Below are 20,110 nucleotides of genomic sequence, written 5' to 3'. Positions count from 1 at the left end.
GTAAGACTGTCATGAGCTACGGTTGGAATGATGTTCAACGTATTGCAGAAGAATTGGCTGAGGCCAAGCCGGGTGTGGATCCGTATTCTGTCAATTTCGTCGAGTTGCAGCAGTGGATCAAGGAGCTGCCTGACTTCGACGCTAACTCTGGCCGGGTCGGCGAGAAGGTGTTGGAAGCGGTTCAGCAGCTCTGGAATGATGAAATAGACTGATCATCCTTGCAGGTTAGGCAATACCCAAGAACCCGCGTATAATTCGCGGGTTTAATTTTTCGCAAATTACCGTTTCTGGAGTTACACCATGGCTGTTCAACGTACTTTCTCCATCATCAAGCCTGACGCCGTTGCAAAAGGCGCTGCCGGCGAAATCGTTACCCGTTTCGAAAAGGCTGGTCTGAAAGTGGTTGCTTCGAAAATGAAGCAACTGTCCAAAGCCGAAGCTGAAGGCTTCTACGCTGAGCACAAAGAGCGCGGTTTCTTCGGTGACCTGGTTGCTTTCATGATTTCCGGTCCGGTTGTTGTTCAGGTTCTGGAAGGCGAAAACGCCATCGCTCGCAACCGTGAGCTGATGGGCGCTACCAACCCTAAAGAAGCTGCTGCCGGCACCATCCGTGCTGACTTCGCTGAGTCGATCGACGCCAACGCCGTTCACGGTTCGGACTCCGAAGCCGCTGCCGCTCGCGAAATCTCGTACTTCTTCGCAGCTACTGAAGTAACCACTCGCTAAGCATTGGCTTAAGAGTGAAGGTGAATCCATGACTACATCGACTGTTAAAACCAACCTGCTGGGTCTGACCCAGCCGGAAATGGAAAAATTCTTCGACTCAATCGGGGAGAAGCGTTTCCGTGCCGGTCAGGTAATGAAATGGATTCACCACTTTGGTGTCGATGATTTCGACGCCATGACGAACGTCAGCAAGGCCTTGCGCGAAAAGCTCAAGGCTGTTGCTGAAGTTCGCGGTCCCGAAGTGGTCAGCGAGGACATTTCCAGCGACGGCACCCGCAAGTGGGTGGTACGCGTGGCGTCCGGCAGCTGTGTCGAGACCGTTTACATTCCCCAGGGCAAACGCGGCACTCTGTGCGTTTCGTCCCAGGCAGGCTGTGCCCTGGACTGCAGTTTTTGCTCCACCGGCAAGCAAGGCTTCAACAGCAACCTCACCGCCGCCGAAGTCATCGGCCAGGTGTGGATTGCCAACAAATCCTTCGGCAGTGTTCCGGCTACCATCGACCGCGCCATCACCAACGTGGTGATGATGGGCATGGGCGAACCGCTGCTGAACTTCGACAACGTCGTGGCCGCCATGCATCTGATGATGGATGACCTGGGCTACGGGATCTCCAAGCGCCGCGTGACCCTGTCCACGTCGGGTGTGGTGCCGATGATCGATGAGCTGGCCAAGCACATCGACGTATCCCTGGCGTTGTCCCTGCACGCACCGAATGACGCATTGCGTAACCAATTGGTGCCGATCAACAAGAAATATCCGCTTAAGATGCTCCTCGATTCGTGTGTGCGCTACATGTCCGCCCTGGGCGAGAAACGTGTACTGACCATCGAGTACACCTTGCTCAAGGACGTCAACGACAAGCTTGAGCACGCTGTGGAAATGATCGAGTTGCTCAAGGACATTCCCTGCAAGATCAACCTGATTCCGTTCAACCCGTTCCCGCACTCCGGTTACGAGCGGCCAAGCAACAATGCGATTCGCCGGTTCCAGGATCAGCTGCATCAGGCAGGCTATAACGTGACCGTGCGCACCACCCGTGGTGAAGACATCGACGCGGCTTGCGGTCAATTGGTAGGGCAGGTGCTGGATCGCACCCGTCGCAGCGAACGTTACATCGCCGTGCGCGAATTGAGCGCCGACAGCGATCTGGCACAGAACGCCGCGAACACTAACTAAGAGAGGATCTCTATGTCCCTGCGCTTTGCGCTGCTGTTGCTGTTGGCCAGCCTGTGTGCTGGCTGTGTCCTGTCGGGTGATTACAACCCGATGAAGACCAGCAAGGGCCGCGACGAGGCGCGGGCTGCCTACGTGCAGCTGGGGCTGGGATACTTGCAGCAAGGCATGACCGAGCGGGCCAAGGTGCCCTTGAAAAAGGCCCTCGAGCTGGACGGTTCCGATCCCGACGCCAACGCCGCTCTTGGGCTGGTCTTTCAGTCCGAAATGGAGCCGAAGCTGGCCGACGAACACTTTCGCAAGGCACTTTCCTCCCGTCCCGCCGATGCCCGCATCCTCAACAATTACGGCAGTTTTCTTTACGAAGAGCAGCGTTACAAGGAAGCCTACGAGCGTTTTGAACAGGCCGCCGCCGATACCCTGTATCCTGAGCGTTCCCGTGTGTTCGAGAACCTCGGCATGACGGCGTCCAAGCTTGGTCAGCGTGATCTGGCCCGCCAACAACTGGAAAAAGCATTGCGTTTGAACCGTCAGCAACCGCGGGCGTTGCTGGAAATGGCTGAGTTGTCATTCGAAGACAGGCATTATGTGCCCGCGCGTGACTATTACGACCGTTTCAGCCAGCTGTCCGAGCAAAACGCACGTAGTCTGTTGCTCGCGGTGCGGTTGGCAAAAGTGTTTGAAGATCGCGACAAGGCCGCCAGTGCGGGCCTGCAATTAAAACGACTCTATCCCGGTACGCCGGAATATCAGCAATACCTGTCGGAGCAATGATGAAAGCGGCGCATCCCGAAGTTGTAGCAGCGAATCGCGTTAACCCCGGTGAGACCTTGCGCCAGGCCCGCGAAAGCAATGGCTGGTCGCTGGCCGAAGTGGCCCTCAAGCTCAACCTCACCGTGACTTCCCTGACCAACCTCGAAGCCGGTGCGTTCGACAAGCTGCCGGGGCATACCTTCGCTCGTGGCTATATTCGCGCCTATGCCAAATTGCTCGGCATGGATCAGGCGGTCCTGGTCCAGCAGTTCGACCAGTCCACCGGCACCGACTCCCAGGGCAGCAATGTCCATGCGCTGGGCCGGATCGAAGAGCCGGTCCGGGTTTCCCACACCATTCTGCGAATTGTCAGCCTGTTGTTGCTGATCGCGGTCATCGGCGGCGGCTTCGTCTGGTGGCAGGATCAGACCTCGTTGCGCACCAAGGACCTGACCAGTCTGGCCCCGGAGCACGTTGAAGTCGAAGGCGCCGATGGCACCACGCAGATTCATCCGATCGACGAGCCGGAAGACCAGGCCGTTACCGAAGGTCAGACCGAGGGCGCGACGGCGCTGGCACTGCCCCAATCGGAAACCGCTGCCGAGTCGTCCGGTGCCGAACCCGTCGTTCCGGCAACCGCACCGGCCGTACCTGCTGCCCCGGCGGCGACGCCAGTTGCTCCGGCTCATGCCCCGGCCCCGGTTGTCGCCACTCCGGCTGCACCTGCCCCTAATGTTCCGGCGACTCCGGCACCGACCGTCACCGCCCCCGTAGTCCCGGCCACCCCGGCACCCACCGCAGAAACCACTGCTCCGGCAGCAGGCGAAGGTCAGGTGCAACTGCAGTTCACCGCTGATTGCTGGGCACAGGTCACCGATGGTCGCGGCAAGGTTCTGTTCAGCGGTCTGAAACATAAAGGCGACAGCGTCTCCGTGGCAGGCAAGCCACCGCTGGCCGTGCGTCTGGGTGTTGCCCGGGCAGCGCAGGTCAGCTACAACGGCCAGCCGGTCGATGTCGCTCCGTTCACCAGTGGCGAGACTGCTCGCCTGAAGTTGGGTCAATAAGTCATGCACGGCGAATCTCCAATCAAACGTCGCGAATCGCGCAAGATCTGGGTCGGTAACGTGCCTGTGGGCGGCGATGCACCTATCGCGGTGCAGAGCATGACCAACAGCGACACCAATGATGTCGCGGCCACCGTCGCCCAGATCAACCGTCTGGAAGCCGCTGGCGTCGACATCGTTCGCGTATCGGTGCCGGACATGGACGCCGCCGAGGCGTTCGGCAAGATCAAGCAACTGGTCAAGGTGCCGCTGGTTGCCGATATCCACTTCGACTACAAGATCGCTTTGCGCGTGGCCGAACTGGGTGTGGACTGCCTGCGCATCAACCCGGGCAACATCGGTCGCGAAGACCGCGTGCGCGCGGTGGTCGATGCCGCCCGTGACCGCGGGATTCCGATCCGCATCGGCGTCAACGCCGGTTCCCTGGAAAAAGACCTGCAGAAGAAATACGGTGAGCCGACCCCGGCCGCGCTGGTCGAGTCCGCACTGCGTCACGTCGAGCACCTGGAGCGCCTGAATTTCCAGGACTTCAAGGTCAGCGTGAAGGCTTCCGACGTGTTCATGGCCGTCGAAGCCTACCGCCTGCTGGCGAAAGAAATCGTCCAGCCGCTGCACCTGGGCATCACCGAAGCCGGTGGATTGCGCTCCGGTACAGTGAAATCCGCCGTGGGCCTAGGTATGCTGCTCGCCGAGGGGATTGGCGATACCATCCGCATCTCGCTGGCGGCCGATCCGGTCGAGGAAGTGAAGGTCGGTTACGACATCCTCAAGTCTTTGCATCTGCGTTCCCGTGGCATCAACTTCATCGCCTGCCCGAGCTGCTCGCGGCAGAACTTCGATGTGGTCAAGACCATGAACGAGCTGGAAGGGCGCCTTGAAGACCTGCTGGTGCCGCTGGATGTTGCGGTGATCGGCTGTGTGGTCAACGGCCCCGGCGAAGCCAAGGAAGCCCATATCGGCTTGACCGGTGGTACGCCGAACCTGATTTACATCGACGGCAAGCCGTCGCAGAAACTGACGAATGACAATCTGGTGGACGAGCTGGAAAAGCTGATCCGCGAGAAGGCGGCCGAGAAGGTCGAAGCCGACGCAGCGGTCATCGCGCGCGGCTGATCGAACGAATTAAGGAATTTCTGTGAGCAAGTCCCTGCAAGCCATTCGTGGCATGAACGACATCCTGCCGGAACAGACCCCGGTATGGCGCTACTTCGAAGGCACTGTTTCGCGTTTGCTGGATAACTACGGTTACAAGCAGATCCGCATGCCGATCGTCGAATTCACCGAGCTGTTCAAGCGCTCGATCGGCGAAGTGACCGACATCGTCGAAAAAGAGATGTACACCTTCGACGACCGCAACGGCGACTCCCTGACCCTGCGTCCGGAAGGCACCGCCGCATGTGTGCGTGCCGTGCTCGAACATGGCATCACCGGCGGTGGCCAGGTGCAGAAACTCTGGTACATCGGCCCGATGTTCCGTCACGAGCGTCCGCAGAAAGGCCGTTATCGCCAGTTCCACCAGATCGGTCTGGAAGTCTTCAACCTCGACGGTCCGGACATCGACGCCGAACTGATCATCATGACCTGGCGCCTGTGGGGCGAGCTGGGCATCCGTGATGCGGTCAAGCTCGAACTTAACAGCCTGGGCACCAGCGAGTCCCGTGGCCGTTATCGTGAAGCGCTGGTCGAGTACCTCTCGGCGCACCACGACAAACTGGACGAAGACAGCCAGCGTCGCCTGAAAACCAACCCGCTGCGCGTGCTCGACACCAAAAATGCCGACACGCAAGCCGTGCTGGTCGATGCGCCGAAGATGGCTGACTACCTGGACGACGAATCCCGTGCCCACTTCGAAGGTCTGAAGGCCCGTCTGGATGCTGTCGGCATTCCTTACGTGCTCAACCCGAAACTGGTACGCGGTCTCGATTACTACAGCAAAACCGTATTCGAATGGGTCACCGACAAGCTCGGCGCCCAGGGCACTGTGTGCGCGGGCGGCCGTTACGACGGTCTGGTCGAGCAGATGGGCGGCAAGCCGACCCCGGGTGTCGGTTTCGCCATGGGCATCGAGCGTCTGGTGCTGATGCTGGAAACCCTGGAGCAGATCCCGCAAGAACTCGCCCGTCAGGTCGACGTCTACCTCTGCGCCTTCGGCGAAGAGGCGGAGCTGGCCGGTCTGGCCCTGGCCGAGCGTGTACGCGACCAGCTGCCGAACCTGCGCCTGCAGGTCAATGCCGGTGCCGGCAGCTTCAAGAGCCAGTTCAAGAAAGCCGACAAGAGCGGTGCGCTGTACGCACTGATCCTCGGTGACGACGAAATGGCCCAGCAAGTGGTAGGTTTCAAACCCCTGCGTGGCCAGGGCGAACAACAAAGCATTGCCTGGGATGCGCTTGCCGCTCACCTGGCCACCTGCGTCGTGCAGGGTTGAAGCTGTTTAAACAGCCGATTTAGCGATTAAGGAGTATTGGGGTGTCGAGTACCGAAGACGAACAGTTGGCGGATTTGAAGGACTGGTGGACACGCAACGGCAAACCTCTGGTCACTGGCGGCCTGTTGGCGCTGGTCATCGTGTTCGGCTGGCAGGCATTTCACAAGTATCAGAGCAACCAGTCGCAAGGCGCCTCGGTGCTCTATCAGCAATTGCTGGAAACCACGCTGACCCCGGACGGCAAGCCTGACGCCGCACGCGTTGCGGATCTGGCCGGCAAGCTCAACAGCGAATTCGGCGGTACTGCCTACGCGCAGTACGGCAGCCTGTTCGTGGCCAAGGTTGCGGTCGACAGCGGCAAGCTGGATGACGCGGCGACCGAATTGAAGGCCATCGTTGCCAAACCGGCCAACGCGGCGCTGGGCGAAATCGCCCGTCAGCGTCTGGCGCAGGTGCTGGGTGCACAGAACAAGGCGGATGAAGCCCTGAAACTGCTTGAAGGCGATGCCGACAAGTCGTTCCTGGCCACTCGCGAAGAACTCAAGGGCGACCTGCTGGTACAGCTGGGCCGCACTGACGAAGCGAACGCGGCGTATCAAAAAGCCAAGGCGGCACTGTCGGATGAAGCGGCAGTCGGCGGCCTTCAAATCAAGCTGGACGACCTGGCCAAAGGGGATGCGTGACGTGATCGGTTGGAAGCATGCAGCATTGCTGGCTCTGGCCATTCTGGCCACGGGTTGCAGCAGCAACAGCACAAAAGAACTGCCACCAGCCGAACTGACTTCCTTCAAGGAAGAAGTGGTTCTGCACAAAGTCTGGAGCCGTTCGATCGGTGACGGTCAGGGCGAAACCTACAACATGCTGGTGCCGGCGATCGATGGTGACACCATCTACGCCGCCGATGTGACCGGCATCGTGATGTCCATGGATCGCAGCAACGGCGACGTGAAGTGGAAGAAAGAACTGGATGTGCCAGTCTCCGGCGCCGTCGGCGTGGGTTACGGTCTGGTTCTGGTCGGCACGCTGCGTGGCGACGTCATCGCTCTCGACACCATCAACGGTGAAGAGAAGTGGCGCGCTCGCGTGACCAGTGAAGTGTTGGCGCCTCCAGCCAGCAACGGCGACATCGTGGTCGTGCAGACCCAGGACGATCGTCTGATCGGTCTGGATGCATCCACCGGTCACCAGCGCTGGGTGTATGACAGCACCCCGGCCGTACTGACCCTGCGTGGCACCAGTGCACCGCTCGCGACCAACCGCCTCGCGGTGGCTGGCCTGTCGACCGGTAAAGTGGTCGCTCTGGACATTTCCAACGGTGTGCCGGTCTGGGAACAACGGATCGCGATTCCACAAGGTCGTTCGGAACTGGAGCGCGTGGTCGACATCGACGGCGGTCTGCTGCTGTCCGGCGGCACACTGTACGTTGCCAGCTATCAGGGTCGCGTTGCGGCACTGGACCTGGAAAGCGGCCGTCAACTGTGGCAGCGCGATGCGTCGAGCTATGCCGGTATCGCCCAGGGCTTCGGCAACGTCTACGTGAGCCTGTCTTCGGGCACCGTTGAAGGCGTCGACGAGCGTTCGACCACTGCACTGTGGACCAACGACTCGCTGGCCCGCCGTCAACTGTCGGCACCGGAAGTGTTCTCCAGCTACGTTGCAGTCGGTGACCTGGAAGGTTACCTGCATCTGCTGAGTCAGGTGGACGGTCGTTTCGTCGGCCGCGAGCGCATCGACAGCGACGGCCTGCGTGCCCGTCCGCTGGTGGTGGGTGACACGATTTACGTGTATGGCAACAGCGGCAAACTGGAAGCCCTGACCATCAAGTAATGGTTTGACTATGCTTGGGGTTGAACCCCAAGCGGCCCTGCTCCGGCAGGGTTTGCAACACCCATGGGTGTTGCCCCGAGCACCAGCCGCTGCCTCGCAGCGGCTTTTGTATTTTCTGAAATAACGAAGTGGAGAGCCGCATGGTTCCCGTAATCGCCCTGGTGGGCCGACCGAACGTCGGCAAGTCCACCTTGTTCAACCGCCTGACCAGGACTCGCGACGCCATCGTCGGCGACTTGTCCGGTCTGACCCGTGATCGCCAGTACGGTGAGGCCAAGTGGCAAGGGCGTTCCTACATTCTGATCGACACCGGCGGTATCTCCGGTGACGAGCATGGTATGGACGAAAAAATGGCCGAGCAGTCGCTGTTGGCCATCGAAGAAGCGGATGTCGTTCTGTTCCTGGTAGATGCCAAGGCCGGTTTCACCGCCGCCGACCAGATGATCGGCGAACACCTGCGCAAGCGTAACAAGCGTTCCTATGTGGTCGCCAACAAGGTCGACAACATCGATCCGGAAATGGCCCGCGCCGAATTCGCGCCGATGGGCATGGGCGATGCGATCCCGATTGCCGGCGCGCATGGTCGTGGCATCACTCAATTGCTGGAAATCGCCCTGAGCTCGTTCCCGAAAGATGAGGACGAGCTGCCGGAAGGCGAAGAGCAGGAAGAAGTCGCCGAAGGCGAGGAAGCCAAGCGCATTCCAGGTCCGAGCGAAAAGGACGGCATCAAGATCGCCATCATCGGCCGGCCGAACGTCGGCAAGTCGACGCTGGTCAACCGCATGCTCGGTGAAGAGCGGGTGATCGTTTACGACCAGCCGGGCACCACTCGCGACAGTATCTACATCCCGTTCGAGCGTAACGACGAGAAGTACACACTGATCGACACTGCCGGTGTGCGCAAGCGCGGCAAGATCCACGAAGAAGTCGAAAAGTTCTCCGTGGTCAAAACCCTGCAGGCGATCAAAGACGCCAACGTGGTGATCTTCGTGATGGATGCCCGCGAAGGTGTGGTCGACCACGACCTCAACCTGTTGGGCTTCGCCCTCGAGTCCGGCCGTGCGCTGGTCATCGCGCTGAACAAGTGGGATGGCATGACTCCGGGCGAGCGCGACTACGTGAAGACCGAACTGGAACGCCGGTTGTTCTTCGTCGACTTCGCCGATATTCACTTCATTTCGGCACTGCACGGTACCGGCGTGGGCAACCTCTACGCTTCGGTGCAGAACTCGTTCAAGTCGGCGGTCACCCGCTGGCCGACCAGCCGCCTGACCCAGATCCTCGAAGACGCGGTCAGCGAGCACCAGCCACCGATGGTCAACGGCCGCCGGATCAAGCTGCGTTATGCCCACCTCGGTGGCGCCAACCCGCCGCTGATCGTGATCCACGGCAACCAGATCGAGAAAGTGCCGAACTCGTACGTGCGCTATCTGGAAAACACTTACCGCCGTGTGCTCAAACTGGTCGGTACGCCGATCCGTATCGAGTTCAAGGGCGGCGAGAACCCGTACGAAGGCAACAAGAACACGCTGACCGACCGCCAGGTCAACAAGAAGCGTCGTTTGATGTCGCACAACAAGAAGGCCAGCAAGAAGCGCCGCGACAAGCGCTGATCCCGGTCATCAAGAGAGAAGGGCGCCGTCTGGCGCCCTTTTTTTATGGGCGCCGGATGGGCTATCCTCGGGCTCTCCCGCGCCGTCGTCAGTGCCGGGGCAGAGCAGGGAACCCCGATGATCAACAGCAAGCTGCCGAATGTCGGCATCACTATTTTCACGCAGATGTCTCAGCTCGCGGCACAGACCGGAGCCATCAACCTGTCCCAGGGTTTTCCCGATTTCGACGGCCCGCAGTCGCTGCGCGATGCGGTCGGTCGGCACATCGCCAGCGGCCATAACCAGTATTCGCCCATGACCGGCCTGCCGGCACTGCGCCAACAGATTGCGGCGAAGATTGCCCGCAGCTATGGCGTGAATGTCGATGCCGATCACGAGGTGACCGTCACCCCCGGCGCGACCCAGGCGATCTTCTGTGCGATCCAGGCGGTTATCCACAGCGGCGATGAAGTCATCGTGTTCGACCCGGCCTACGACAGCTACGAGCCGTCGGTAGAGCTGGCCGGCGGGCGCTGCGTGCATGTGCAACTCGGTCTGGAGGATTTCTCCATCGACTTCGACAAGCTCGGTGCAGCGTTGAGCCCGCGCACGCGGATGATCATCCTCAACACTCCACACAACCCCAGTGGCGCCCTGATCAGTCGCGCAGAGCTGGACCAGTTGGCGGCGCTGATCCGCGATCGCGACATCTATGTGATCAGCGACGAAGTCTACGAACACCTGGTGTACGACGGCGTTCCGCATGTGAGCGTGCTGGCCCATGAAGAGCTATATCAGCGTGCGTTCGTGGTCAGCTCGTTCGGCAAGACCTATCACGTCACCGGCTGGAAAACCGGCTACGTCGTGGCGCCGCCGGCCCTGACCGCCGAACTGCGCAAGGTGCACCAGTACGTCAGCTTCTGTGGCGTGACGCCGCTGCAATATGCGCTGGCCGATTACATGGCCGAGCATCCGGAACACGTCGAAGAACTGCCGGGCTTCTATCAGGCCAAGCGCGATCTGTTCTGTGATCTGCTGGCGCCGTCGCGATTCAGCTTCACCCGGGTCACCGGCACCTATTTCCAACTGGTCGATTACTCGCAGATCCGTCCCGACCTGAACGACGTCGAGATGGCGATGTGGATGACCCGCGAACATGGTGTGGCGAGCATCCCGGTGTCGGTGTTCTACCAGAATCCACCTGAAGGCCAGCGCCTGGTGCGCCTGTGCTTCGCCAAACGCGAGGAGACGCTGCGGGAAGCGGCGGCAAAACTATGCGTGATCTGAGTGCATTGCCCGATCTCAACCTGGCGCTGATCCAGACCAGCCTGGCCTGGCATGATCGTCAGGCCAACCTCGAGCATTTCGACGCGTTGCTGGAGCAGGCGCGCGGGGCGGATCTGATTATCCTGCCGGAGATGTTCACCACCGGCTTCTCCATGGAATCCGAAACTCTGGCGGAAGCCGAAAACGGCCCGACCAGCAAATGGATGAAGGCACAGGCGGCAAAACTCAATGCGGTGATCACCGGCAGCGTGATCATCCAGGCCGCCGACGGCAGCCATCGCAATCGCCTGCTATGGGCGCGCCCCGACGGCGAAGTGTGGCATTACGACAAGCGCCATCTGTTCCGCATGGCCGGCGAGCACAATCACTACACGCCCGGCGAACGCCAGGTGCAGTTCGAGCTCAAGGGCTGGCGCATCCGGCCACTGATTTGCTACGACTTGCGTTTCCCGGTGTGGAGCCGCGATGCACAAGACACCGACCTGCTGCTGTACACCGCTAACTGGCCCGGGGCGCGGCGTCTGCACTGGAACCGTTTGCTGCCGGCGCGGGCGATTGAAAACCTGTGCTACGTGGCAGCGGTGAATCGCGTCGGCACCGACGGCAAGGGTTTTGCCTACACCGGCGACAGTCAAGTCCTGGACTTCCAGGGCGAGACCTTGCTGGCGGCGGGGGAGGCGGACGGGGTGTTCAAGGCCGTACTGGAAGCGGCACCGCTGGCGGCTTACCGCGAGCGATTCCCGGCGAATCTGGATGCGGACACGTTCGAATTCACCTGAGTTTTTGCGTTGTCTGTGCGGGCCCCATCGCGGGCAAGCCCGCTCCCACAGTGACCGTTGTGTACTCAATGTCATGTACACCAGAAAACCCTGTGGGAGCGGGCTTGCCCGCGAAGAGGCCAGTTCAGGCAACATAAAGCCAGCAGGCATAAAAAAGGCCCCGGAGTTCGCACTCCGGGGCCTTTTGCACTTCAGCGGTAATTTACGCCGCTTTCGCTTCCGGCTGGCTCAGCGAGCGGTTCAGCGCGCTGAACAGTGCCTTGAAGCTGGCGGTGGTGATGTTTTCATCGATACCTACGCCGTGCACTGCACGTTCGCCATTCACACGCAGCTCGATATAAGCCGCTGCCTTGGCGTTGGTGCCCGCGCCGATGGCGTGTTCGTTGTAGTCCATGATCTCCACCGGAATCGGCAGGCCGGCCACCAATGCCTCCAGCGCACCGTTGCCCTTGCCGCGCCAGTGCAGGTTGGTTTCGCCCTGCCCCTTGCTCGCCACTTCCACCTCGACGGCGCTGTGGCCGTTTTCTTCCTGCAGGCGATGGCTGACCAGCGCATACGGGGTGTTGGCTTGCAGGTACTCGGTGTGCAGCAGCGAGTGGATCTGCTGGGCAGTCATTTCCAGGCCCAGGCGATCGGTTTCACGCTGCACGACCTGGCTGAACTCGATCTGCATGCGGCGCGGCAGGCTGATGCCGTATTCCTGCTCCAGCAGGTAGGCGATACCGCCCTTGCCCGACTGGCTGTTGACGCGGATCACCGCCTCGTAGCTGCGGCCGATGTCGGCCGGGTCGATCGGCAGGTATGGCACTTCCCACAGAGTGTCCGGTTTCTGCTGGGCGAAACCCTTGCGGATCGCGTCCTGGTGGGAGCCGGAGAACGCGGTGTGCACCAGGTCGCCGACGTACGGGTGACGCGGGTGTACCTGAATCTGGTTGCACTCTTCGACGACTTTGCGCACGCCGTCGATGTCGGAGAAGTCCAGTTGCGGGTCGAGGCCCTGGGTGTACATGTTCAGTGCCACGGTCACGAGGTCGACGTTACCGGTACGCTCACCGTTGCCGAACAGGCAGCCCTCGACGCGGTCGGCGCCGGCCATCAGGCCCAGTTCGGTGGCGGCCACGCCAGTGCCACGGTCGTTGTGGGTGTGCAGGCTGATGATCACGCTGTCACGACGGTTGATGTTGCGGTGGAACCACTCGATCTGGTCGGCGTAGACGTTCGGGGTCGCGCATTCAACGGTGGCCGGCAGGTTGAGGATGATCTTGTGCTCGGGCGTCGGGTTCCAGACCTCGATCACCGCGTCGCAGACTTCCTTGGCGAACTCCAGTTCGGTGGCGCTGAAGGTTTCCGGCGAGTATTCGAAGGTCCACTCGGTGTCCGGCTGCATGGCGGCGTATTTGACGAACAGCTTGGCGGCGTTCACGGCGATGGCCTTGATCCCGTCCTTGTCCTGGTTGAACACGATGCGACGGAAAGAAGGGGAAGTGGCGTTGTAGAGGTGAACGATGGCTTTCTTCGCCCCGCGCAGGGATTCGAAAGTACGCTCGATCAGGTCTTCACGGCCCTGGGTCAACACCTGGATGGTGGTGTCGTCCGGGATGTGGCCGTCTTCGATCAGGGTACGCACGAAGTCGAAGTCGGTTTGCGAAGCCGCCGGGAACGACGCCTCGATTTCCTTCACACCCACCTGCACCAGAGTTTTCCAGAAGCGCAGCTTTTTCACCGCGTCCATTGGCTCGATCAACGACTGGTTGCCGTCACGCAGGTCGGAGCTGCACCAGATCGGCGCGGCATCGATGGTTTTCGACGGCCAGGTGCGATCCGGCAGGTTGATCACAGGAAACGCGCGGTATTTCGAAGACGGGTCTTTGAGCATGCTCATCGGGAAATTCCTTATTGTCTGGGCCGAAAAGAGGCGGCCTGCCGGTGGAACGAATGTTCGGAGAAGCTTGGGACGAGGCGCAGCGATTCAGCCCGGCAGTCGTGCGCTGACAAGGCACAGGCTGCGGTGCTGGCGAAGCTGAATAAGGGTGTGAGAGGTTTTCATGCCTTCAACCCTAACCGCGGGGGATGAGGATGGCAAGCAGTCGAAAAAAATTGAGAGGAATACCCGGAAAGCGCTTTTTTCCGCGATTTTATTCTTGATATGGCGGTTATTGTTGGCGGGGATTGCGCGGACCATTCGTCGTGCGCAATCCCTGTGGGAGCGAGCCTGCTCGCGATGAGGCCAGTCGCCTCACCCGCAAATCAAGGCTGGAAAGCCCCAATGAAAATCGCCGGATCGACCCTCGCGTCGTTCAGACTGACGTTCCAGTGCATGTGCGGCCCTGTGGCCCGACCTGTGGCACCCACCTTGCCGACTACCGCACCGCGGGCCAGTTGCTGGCCGTTCTGCACGTCGATCTTTGACATGTGGCAGAACATGCTGATGAAGCCCTGGCCGTGGTCGACGAACACCGTGTTGCCATTGAAGAAGTAGTTGCCGATCAGGATCACCTTGCCCGCCGCCGGGGTCTTGATCGGTGTTCCCGCCGGCACCGCAAAGTCGAGGCCGGCGTGTGGATTGCGTTCTTCACCGTTGAAGAAACGGCGCACACCGAACTTGCTCGACAGCGGCCCGTTGACCGGTTTGTCCAGCAACAGGTTGCTCGGTGTGTTCGGGCTGAAGCTGCGATAGGCCTTGATCTGCTCGGCCAGTTCGCCCTCGATGCGCTTCAGGTTCGCCGGGTTCGGATTGACCTGCTGAGTGTTCTTCAGCGTGATGTGCTGTTCCGGGTATTTCTTGTTGCCGACATTGAAGTTGAGGGTACGGCCGCCACTGCTGACCTGCTGAACGCCAGGTTTGACAGTCAACGGAACGCCGACAATCGCCAGCCAGTTGTTCTGTTCCTTGACCACCAGCACCGGTTTGCCCTGATACGTGGCTTTCGGCGCTTGTGCGGCGGATCCCAGATCGACCACCGCAACACCACCCGGTACCGGTTTGTTCAACAGCCGGGTGATGTAGCTGTCGGCGTGGGCATTGAAGGTCAGGCACAGCAATAACAGCGGAGCAAGAAAACGCGGCATGGATCAGTCCAGTAAAGAAAGAGTGACGGGCGTCAGGTGGTTGTCCTCGACGCGCACTTGCAGTTCGCCTTCGCCCAGTCTGGCCTTGAGGCGCTGGCCGGTGTGGGTTTGTGCCGCGTCGCGGATCGCGTTGCCACGCTCGTCGAGCAGAATGCTGTAGCCACGGCCGAGGGTTGCCAGCGGGCTGACCACGTGCAGGGTCTGCATCTGGCTTTGCAACTGCAGGCGCCGGCGTTTCAGGCCTTCGTTCATGGCGCGGGGCAGACGCTCGGCGAGGCTGTCGAGGCGTTGGCGCAACAGGGCCAGTTGTCGTCCGGGATGTTGCCCGGCGAGACGGGTTTCCAGACGAATCAGGCGTTCGCGGCGGGTATTGAGCTGGCGCTCGAACGCCCGGCGCATGCGCATGTCCAGATCATCCAGACGCTGGGCCTGCTGGCGCAGTCGTTCACCGGGATGGCGCAAGCGGCGGGTCATTCCTTCAAGTCGCAGACGGTCGCGCATCAGGCGGTCGCGCATGCGCATCACCAGTCGGCGGTGCAGGCTTTCGACCTGGCGGATCAGATGGCTGGAATCCGGGGCGAGCAATTCGGCCGCCGCAGATGGCGTCGGCGCACGAACGTCGGCCACAAAGTCGCTGATCGACACGTCGGTTTCATGGCCGACCGCGCTGACGATCGGCGTCACACAGGCGTCCACCGCCCGGGCCACGGCTTCTTCGTTGAAGCACCAGAGGTCTTCCAGCGAGCCACCGCCGCGCGCCAGGATCAGCGCGTCGAAGCCCCGGGCATCCGCGAGTTTCAAGGCGCGGACGATCTGCGCCGTGGCCTCGCGGCCCTGAACGGCCGTCGGGATCAGCGTCAGTTGCACTTGTGGTGCGCGGCGGCGGAACACGCTGATGATGTCGCGGATCACCGCGCCGGTCGGCGAACTGATGATGCCGATGTGCTGTGGATGGGCCGGCAGCGGCACCTTGCGCTCGGCACTGAACAGCCCTTCGGCGCTGAGCTTTTCCTTCAAGGCATCAAACGCCAGACGCAGCGCACCATCGCCGGCAGGCTCCACCGTGTCGAGAATCAACTGATAGTCGCCACGCCCTTCGAACAGCGAGACCTTGCCACGCACCTTGACCGCCAGGCCATCCTTCAGCGCTTGCCGCACCCGCGCAGCGTTCTGGCGGAACAGTGCGCAACGCACCTGCGCGCCGCTGTCCTTGAGGGTGAAATACACGTGGCCGGACGCCGGGCGGGCGAGGTTGGAGATTTCGCCTTCGACCCAGATGTTGCTGAACACGTCTTCGAGCAACACCCGCGCGCGGCCGTTGAGCTGGCTGACGGTCAGGACTTCGCGGTCGAGGCCGAGTCTTGCAAAGGGATCTTTAATCATGGGGCGCAGTTTAAAGGCTTTCGCCGGTGAATGTCTGGAGGAAGTGTTGCACCAAAGGTGTGGGATTTTGCCGAAAGGCGAGGGCGACGGTGCTCTGGCAATCGCCGGTCAGCGGCACAAATCTCACACCAGCGGGCGCGATGTCCTGCATCGATTCCGGCAGCAGGGCGATACCGAATCCGGCCTGGATCAATTGCAGCTGTGTGGTCTTGCGCGACATCACCCGTGCAGCCTGGGGGAAGAAGCCGTGACGCATGCACAGGTCGGCGCACAAATAACTCAACCCGCCGCGTTGCGGGTGCGGAATAGAGATGAACGCTTCGTCCTTCAACTGCGCCAGATTGACCGCATCAGCCAGTGCCAGTCGATGCTCCGCCGGCACGGCAAGCAGCAAGCGCTCGGTGTAGAGCGGCAGGACCTGAACGCCCTCGCGCTGGCGCAAAACCGGCAGGCGCAGAAGACCGATGTCGAGCCGCCCCTCGGCCAGTTCTTCGAGCTGGGCCTCCGAAGACAACGTGCCGATGTCCAGCGAAACCCCGGGTTGCTGCTCCAGGTAAGCGCTCATGTCGCGCAACAGTTGGCCGCTGATCGGCACTGTGCTGGAGTGGCACAGGCGCAACGTGCCGCGCTGGCCCTGGCCGATTTCCGTGGCGAGGGTGCTGGCCTTGTTCAATTCATTGAGCAGGTTTCTCGCCCGGGGCAGGAATGCTTCGCCAGCGGCAGTAAGCCGGGGCTGGCGGGCGGTGCGTTCGAACAGCGGCGTTTGCAGGCGGTTTTCCATGTCCTTGATCTGCCGGCTCAGCGCTGACTGGGCGATGAACAGGCGTTCGGCGGCGGCACTGAAGCTGCGGCACTCGGCGATTTCCACGAAGTAGCGCAATTGACGGGTTGAAAGCACGAGGCATGCCTTTTCGAGATGGCTTGGCGGTTTCGATGATATTAGTCGCAACCCTCGGCGCTGGCTAAAGTCATCACAGGCTTATTAAAGGAAGCGAGCGGATGAGTGTGGCGGGGCTGTTGGGCGAATGGTCGTGGGGCTTCGGGGGCTGGGCAGTCATCGGAGTGGGCGTTGCGCTGGCCTACATCGTGTTCGGCATTGCCGGTTTTGGTACGGCGCTGGTGGCGGGGCCGATCCTGATCCTGTTCATGCCGCTTTCGAAAATCGTGCCGTTGCTGGTGTTGCTGGATTTTGTCGCCGCGTTCGGCAATCTGCTGCCATCGCGCAGAGATGTAGCGAAGCCGGAGTTGCTGCGGTTGCTGCCGTGCATGGCGGTCGGGTGCACGCTGGGGGTGATTTTTCTGCTTAATCTCAAGTCCGATCTGCTGTTGTTGCTGATGGGGCTGTTTATCACGGCCTATGCGATCTACAGCTTGTGGATCAAGGCGCGGCCGGCGCAGTTGGCTGCTGGATGGGCGTTGCCGATGGGCACGGTGGGCGGGCTGTTCGGGGCGTTGTTCGGCAGTGGCGGCTTTCTTTATGCGATCTACCTCAACAGCCGACTGCCCAAGGACGCGGCACGGGCCACGCAAAGTGCGCTGATCAGTTGCAGCACGGTGGTGCGTTTGAGTCTGTTCGCCATCGCCGGGGTGTATGCCGAGCTACCCTTGTTGATGCTCGCGCTGTGTCTGTTGCCGGCCATGGCGCTGGGCTTGTGGATCGGGCGGCGGCTGACCATGCGTTTGTCCCGCGAGGCTTTCGTGCGGCTGGTGACCTGGCTGGTGCTGGCGAGCGGTCTGGCGCTGATCGGCCGCTATTTAAGCACTTGACCGGATTGTCTCAGGGATTAAGCTGCCGGCCGCGTTCGTCGCAGAACATCCTTTGACGCAGCAGGCTTGCACCATGAACTCCCAAAGCATCATCGTCCCGAAAATCTCCAACCTGCCGGTGCACGAGCCCCGCGCCCGGGCGATCCTGCGCTGGCTGGTGCGCAAGAACATCGTCAAGGAAGAGCTCAGCACCTGCGGACGCACCGGCAACCGCATGGCCTATGCCATCGCCGATGGTGCCCGCGCCGTGGTGCTGCACCCCGAGGCGCTGCCGTTCGGTGAGCCGATCAATGGGCTGGAGGTCATCACCAAGCGCTGCATCTACACCCCGGCCAAAGGTTTTCTCGAAGAAGCCGGTTGTGCCGAGTGCCGCCAGGAAATCGGCGAAGCGCTGTTCGAAAGCCTGGAAGACTGGATGCCGGGCCGCACCGACAACTTCACCTGCCCCGAGTGTGGGCATGAAGACGACATCAACGGCTTTCTGTATTTGCAGGAGTGCGGGTTTTCCAACCTCGGTTTCATCTTCAACAACTGGCTCGAGGCGGGGTTCAAGCAGAGTTTCATCGACGAATTCGCCGACTGGCTGGATCAACCGGTGAGTTGGGTCAAGGTCGAGTTGTAGGGGCGGCTTTTCCCGTACATCAGCAACATTGATATAAGACAAGTTTTACATTGAACCCGAAGGGGTGTCTGACTATAATGGCGCGCTTCCATTTTCCCGCTCGGGAGCCCCCGCGATGCTGCGTATCAGCCAAGAAGCTCTGACCTTCGACGACATTCTTTTAGTGCCTGGTTATTCCGAGGTGCTTCCTAACGAAGTCAGTCTCAAGACCCGCCTCACCCGTGGCATCGAACTGAATATTCCTCTGGTTTCTGCCGCCATGGACACCGTCACCGAAGCCCGTCTGGCAATCGCCATGGCTCAGGAAGGTGGCATCGGCATTATCCACAAGAACATGACCATCGAGCAGCAAGCTGCCGAAGTCCGCAAGGTCAAGAAGTTCGAAGCCGGTGTGGTCAAGGATCCAATCACCATCGAGGCTGACGCCACGGTTCGTGATCTGTTCGAACTGACCCGCATGCACAACATTTCCGGCGTTCCGGTGCTGCACGATGGCGACCTGGTCGGCATCGTCACTTCCCGTGACGTGCGTTTCGAAACCCGTCTGGAAGCCACCGTTCGTGAAGTGATGACGCCGAAAGAGCGTCTGGTCACTGTTCGCGAAGGCGCCAACAAGAACGAAGTCCGCGAGTTGCTGCACAAGCACCGCCTGGAAAAAGTCCTGATCGTCGACGACAAGTTTGCCCTCAAAGGCATGATGACCGTCAAAGACATCGAAAAAGCCAAGGCCTACCCGCTGGCCAGCAAGGACGACCAAGGTCGTCTGCGCGTCGGCGCTGCAGTCGGTACCGGCAAAGACACCGGTGATCGTGTTGCCGCGCTGGTCAATGCCGGTGTGGACGTGGTGGTGGTCGACACCGCTCACGGTCACTCCAAAGGCGTGATCGACCGCGTTCGCTGGGTCAAGGAGAACTTCCCTGAAGTGCAGGTGATCGGCGGCAACATCGCCACCGGCGCAGCCGCCAAGGCCCTGGCCGAAGCCGGCGCCGATGCGGTCAAGGTCGGTATCGGCCCTGGCTCGATCTGCACCACCCGTATCGTCGCCGGTGTCGGCGTTCCGCAAATCAGTGCCATCGCCAACGTTGCCGCTGCCCTCGAAGGCACCGGTGTTCCGTTGATCGCCGACGGCGGCATCCGTTTCTCCGGTGACCTGTCCAAGGCCATCGTGGCCGGTGCGTCCTGCGTGATGATGGGCTCGATGTTCGCCGGTACCGAAGAAGCGCCGGGTGAGATCGAACTGTTCCAGGGTCGTTCGTACAAGGCTTATCGCGGCATGGGTTCGCTGGGCGCCATGTCCCAGGCTCAAGGTTCTTCCGACCGTTACTTCCAGGACTCCTCGGCAGGCGCCGAGAAACTGGTTCCGGAAGGCATCGAAGGCCGTGTTCCTTACAAGGGCACCCTGAGCGCGATCATTCACCAGTTGATGGGCGGTCTGCGTTCCTCGATGGGTTACACCGGCAGCGCCAACATCGAAGAGATGCGCACCAAGCCTGAGTTCGTGCGGATCACCGGTGCCGGCATGGCCGAATCCCACGTTCACGACGTGCAGATCACCAAGGAAGCGCCAAACTACCGCGTAGGTTGAGGCTTCAAGCAAAACGTCAAATGACCGGGGCTGTTTTATTCAGCCCCGAGTCGTTTC

The 20,110-nt window shown here is 60.9% G+C and carries 19 protein-coding genes; 15 read left to right on the top strand and 4 right to left on the bottom strand.

Translation table 11 applies throughout. The features are described 5' to 3' along the window. The first annotated feature begins 11 nt into the window (after positions 1-11). From iscX to M5B98_RS10530, 12 genes are all read left to right on the top strand, one after another. Positions 12-212, top strand: coding sequence for a Fe-S cluster assembly protein IscX (iscX, locus tag M5B98_RS10585; RefSeq protein ID WP_085709399.1), 201 nt, complete (start codon positions 12-14; stop codon positions 210-212). Between the two features lie 88 nt (positions 213-300). Continuing rightward, positions 301-726 (top strand): nucleoside-diphosphate kinase, encoded by a 426-nt coding sequence (gene ndk / locus M5B98_RS10580; RefSeq protein WP_003227894.1) that lies wholly within the window; start codon positions 301-303, stop codon positions 724-726. Positions 727-754: 28 nt separating this feature from the next. Beyond that, entirely contained in the window at positions 755-1,903 is a 1,149-nt protein-coding gene (gene rlmN / locus M5B98_RS10575; protein WP_085709400.1) for a 23S rRNA (adenine(2503)-C(2))-methyltransferase RlmN, read from the top strand. A 12-nt stretch (positions 1,904-1,915) separates the two neighbouring features. Then, positions 1,916-2,674 carry a type IV pilus biogenesis/stability protein PilW gene (gene pilW / locus M5B98_RS10570; RefSeq protein ID WP_134828012.1) on the top strand — a complete coding sequence of 253 codons (759 nt, stop codon included), beginning with the start codon at positions 1,916-1,918 and terminating at the stop codon, positions 2,672-2,674. Beyond that, entirely contained in the window at positions 2,674-3,717 is a 1,044-nt protein-coding gene (locus tag M5B98_RS10565; RefSeq protein ID WP_248742670.1) for a helix-turn-helix domain-containing protein, read from the top strand. Before pilW ends, M5B98_RS10565 begins: the two co-directional genes overlap by 1 nt. A gap of 3 nt (positions 3,718-3,720) precedes the next feature. Beyond that, positions 3,721-4,830: a flavodoxin-dependent (E)-4-hydroxy-3-methylbut-2-enyl-diphosphate synthase gene (ispG, locus tag M5B98_RS10560; RefSeq protein WP_007956680.1), complete on the top strand. Its 1,110-nt coding sequence runs from the start codon at positions 3,721-3,723 to the stop codon at positions 4,828-4,830. 22 nt (positions 4,831-4,852) lie between these two features. Further along, positions 4,853-6,142, top strand: a complete 1,290-nt coding sequence (gene hisS, locus M5B98_RS10555; protein WP_248742669.1) for a histidine--tRNA ligase — start codon at positions 4,853-4,855, stop codon at positions 6,140-6,142. A gap of 41 nt (positions 6,143-6,183) precedes the next feature. After that, positions 6,184-6,825 carry a tetratricopeptide repeat protein gene (locus M5B98_RS10550; protein ID WP_085734102.1) on the top strand — a complete coding sequence of 214 codons (642 nt, stop codon included), beginning with the start codon at positions 6,184-6,186 and terminating at the stop codon, positions 6,823-6,825. After that, a complete protein-coding gene (gene bamB / locus M5B98_RS10545) occupies positions 6,818-7,969 on the top strand; it encodes an outer membrane protein assembly factor BamB (RefSeq protein WP_248742668.1) in 1,152 nt (383 codons plus the stop codon). The genes M5B98_RS10550 and bamB overlap by 8 nt, the downstream gene beginning before the upstream one ends. Positions 7,970-8,109: 140 nt before the next feature. Next, positions 8,110-9,582: a ribosome biogenesis GTPase Der gene (gene der, locus M5B98_RS10540; protein ID WP_248739310.1), complete on the top strand. Its 1,473-nt coding sequence runs from the start codon at positions 8,110-8,112 to the stop codon at positions 9,580-9,582. A 117-nt stretch (positions 9,583-9,699) separates the two neighbouring features. After that, on the top strand, positions 9,700-10,848 hold the full coding sequence (locus tag M5B98_RS10535) for a pyridoxal phosphate-dependent aminotransferase (RefSeq protein ID WP_248742667.1): 1,149 nt from the start codon (positions 9,700-9,702) through the stop codon (positions 10,846-10,848). Further along, positions 10,836-11,627, top strand: a complete 792-nt coding sequence (locus tag M5B98_RS10530; RefSeq protein ID WP_085734105.1) for an amidohydrolase — start codon at positions 10,836-10,838, stop codon at positions 11,625-11,627. The genes M5B98_RS10535 and M5B98_RS10530 overlap by 13 nt, the downstream gene beginning before the upstream one ends. 202 nt (positions 11,628-11,829) lie before the next feature. Here M5B98_RS10530 and leuA read toward each other — a convergent pair whose 3' ends face one another. The 4 genes from leuA to M5B98_RS10510 form a co-directional block, all read right to left on the bottom strand. Next, a complete protein-coding gene (gene leuA, locus M5B98_RS10525) occupies positions 11,830-13,509 on the bottom strand; it encodes a 2-isopropylmalate synthase (RefSeq protein WP_085709408.1) in 1,680 nt (559 codons plus the stop codon). A gap of 365 nt (positions 13,510-13,874) precedes the next feature. Next, on the bottom strand, positions 13,875-14,696 hold the full coding sequence (locus M5B98_RS10520; protein ID WP_248742666.1) for a peptidoglycan DD-metalloendopeptidase family protein: 822 nt from the start codon (positions 14,694-14,696) through the stop codon (positions 13,875-13,877). A gap of 3 nt (positions 14,697-14,699) precedes the next feature. Next, positions 14,700-16,079 carry an exodeoxyribonuclease VII large subunit gene (gene xseA, locus M5B98_RS10515; protein ID WP_248742665.1) on the bottom strand — a complete coding sequence of 460 codons (1,380 nt, stop codon included), beginning with the start codon at positions 16,077-16,079 and terminating at the stop codon, positions 14,700-14,702. Between the two features lie 10 nt (positions 16,080-16,089). Further along, positions 16,090-16,977: a LysR family transcriptional regulator gene (locus M5B98_RS10510; RefSeq protein WP_248742664.1), complete on the bottom strand. Its 888-nt coding sequence runs from the start codon at positions 16,975-16,977 to the stop codon at positions 16,090-16,092. Positions 16,978-17,078: 101 nt separating this feature from the next. On the opposite strand from M5B98_RS10510, the gene M5B98_RS10505 reads away from it, so the two are divergent. The 3 genes from M5B98_RS10505 (at position 17,079) to guaB (ending at position 20,053) form a co-directional block, all read left to right on the top strand. Further along, on the top strand, positions 17,079-17,846 hold the full coding sequence (locus tag M5B98_RS10505) for a sulfite exporter TauE/SafE family protein (RefSeq protein ID WP_248742663.1): 768 nt from the start codon (positions 17,079-17,081) through the stop codon (positions 17,844-17,846). A 73-nt stretch (positions 17,847-17,919) separates the two neighbouring features. Then, on the top strand, positions 17,920-18,468 hold the full coding sequence (locus M5B98_RS10500) for a hypothetical protein (RefSeq protein ID WP_011335799.1): 549 nt from the start codon (positions 17,920-17,922) through the stop codon (positions 18,466-18,468). 115 nt (positions 18,469-18,583) lie between these two features. Further along, positions 18,584-20,053 (top strand): IMP dehydrogenase, encoded by a 1,470-nt coding sequence (gene guaB / locus M5B98_RS10495; protein ID WP_085709413.1) that lies wholly within the window; start codon positions 18,584-18,586, stop codon positions 20,051-20,053. Positions 20,054-20,110: the final 57 nt, after the last annotated feature.

The organism is Pseudomonas sp. MWU12-3088, from assembly GCF_023242405.1.
GTDB lineage: Bacteria > Pseudomonadota > Gammaproteobacteria > Pseudomonadales > Pseudomonadaceae > Aquipseudomonas > Aquipseudomonas kribbensis.
This window is presented reverse-complemented; position numbering and strand designations above follow the sequence as displayed.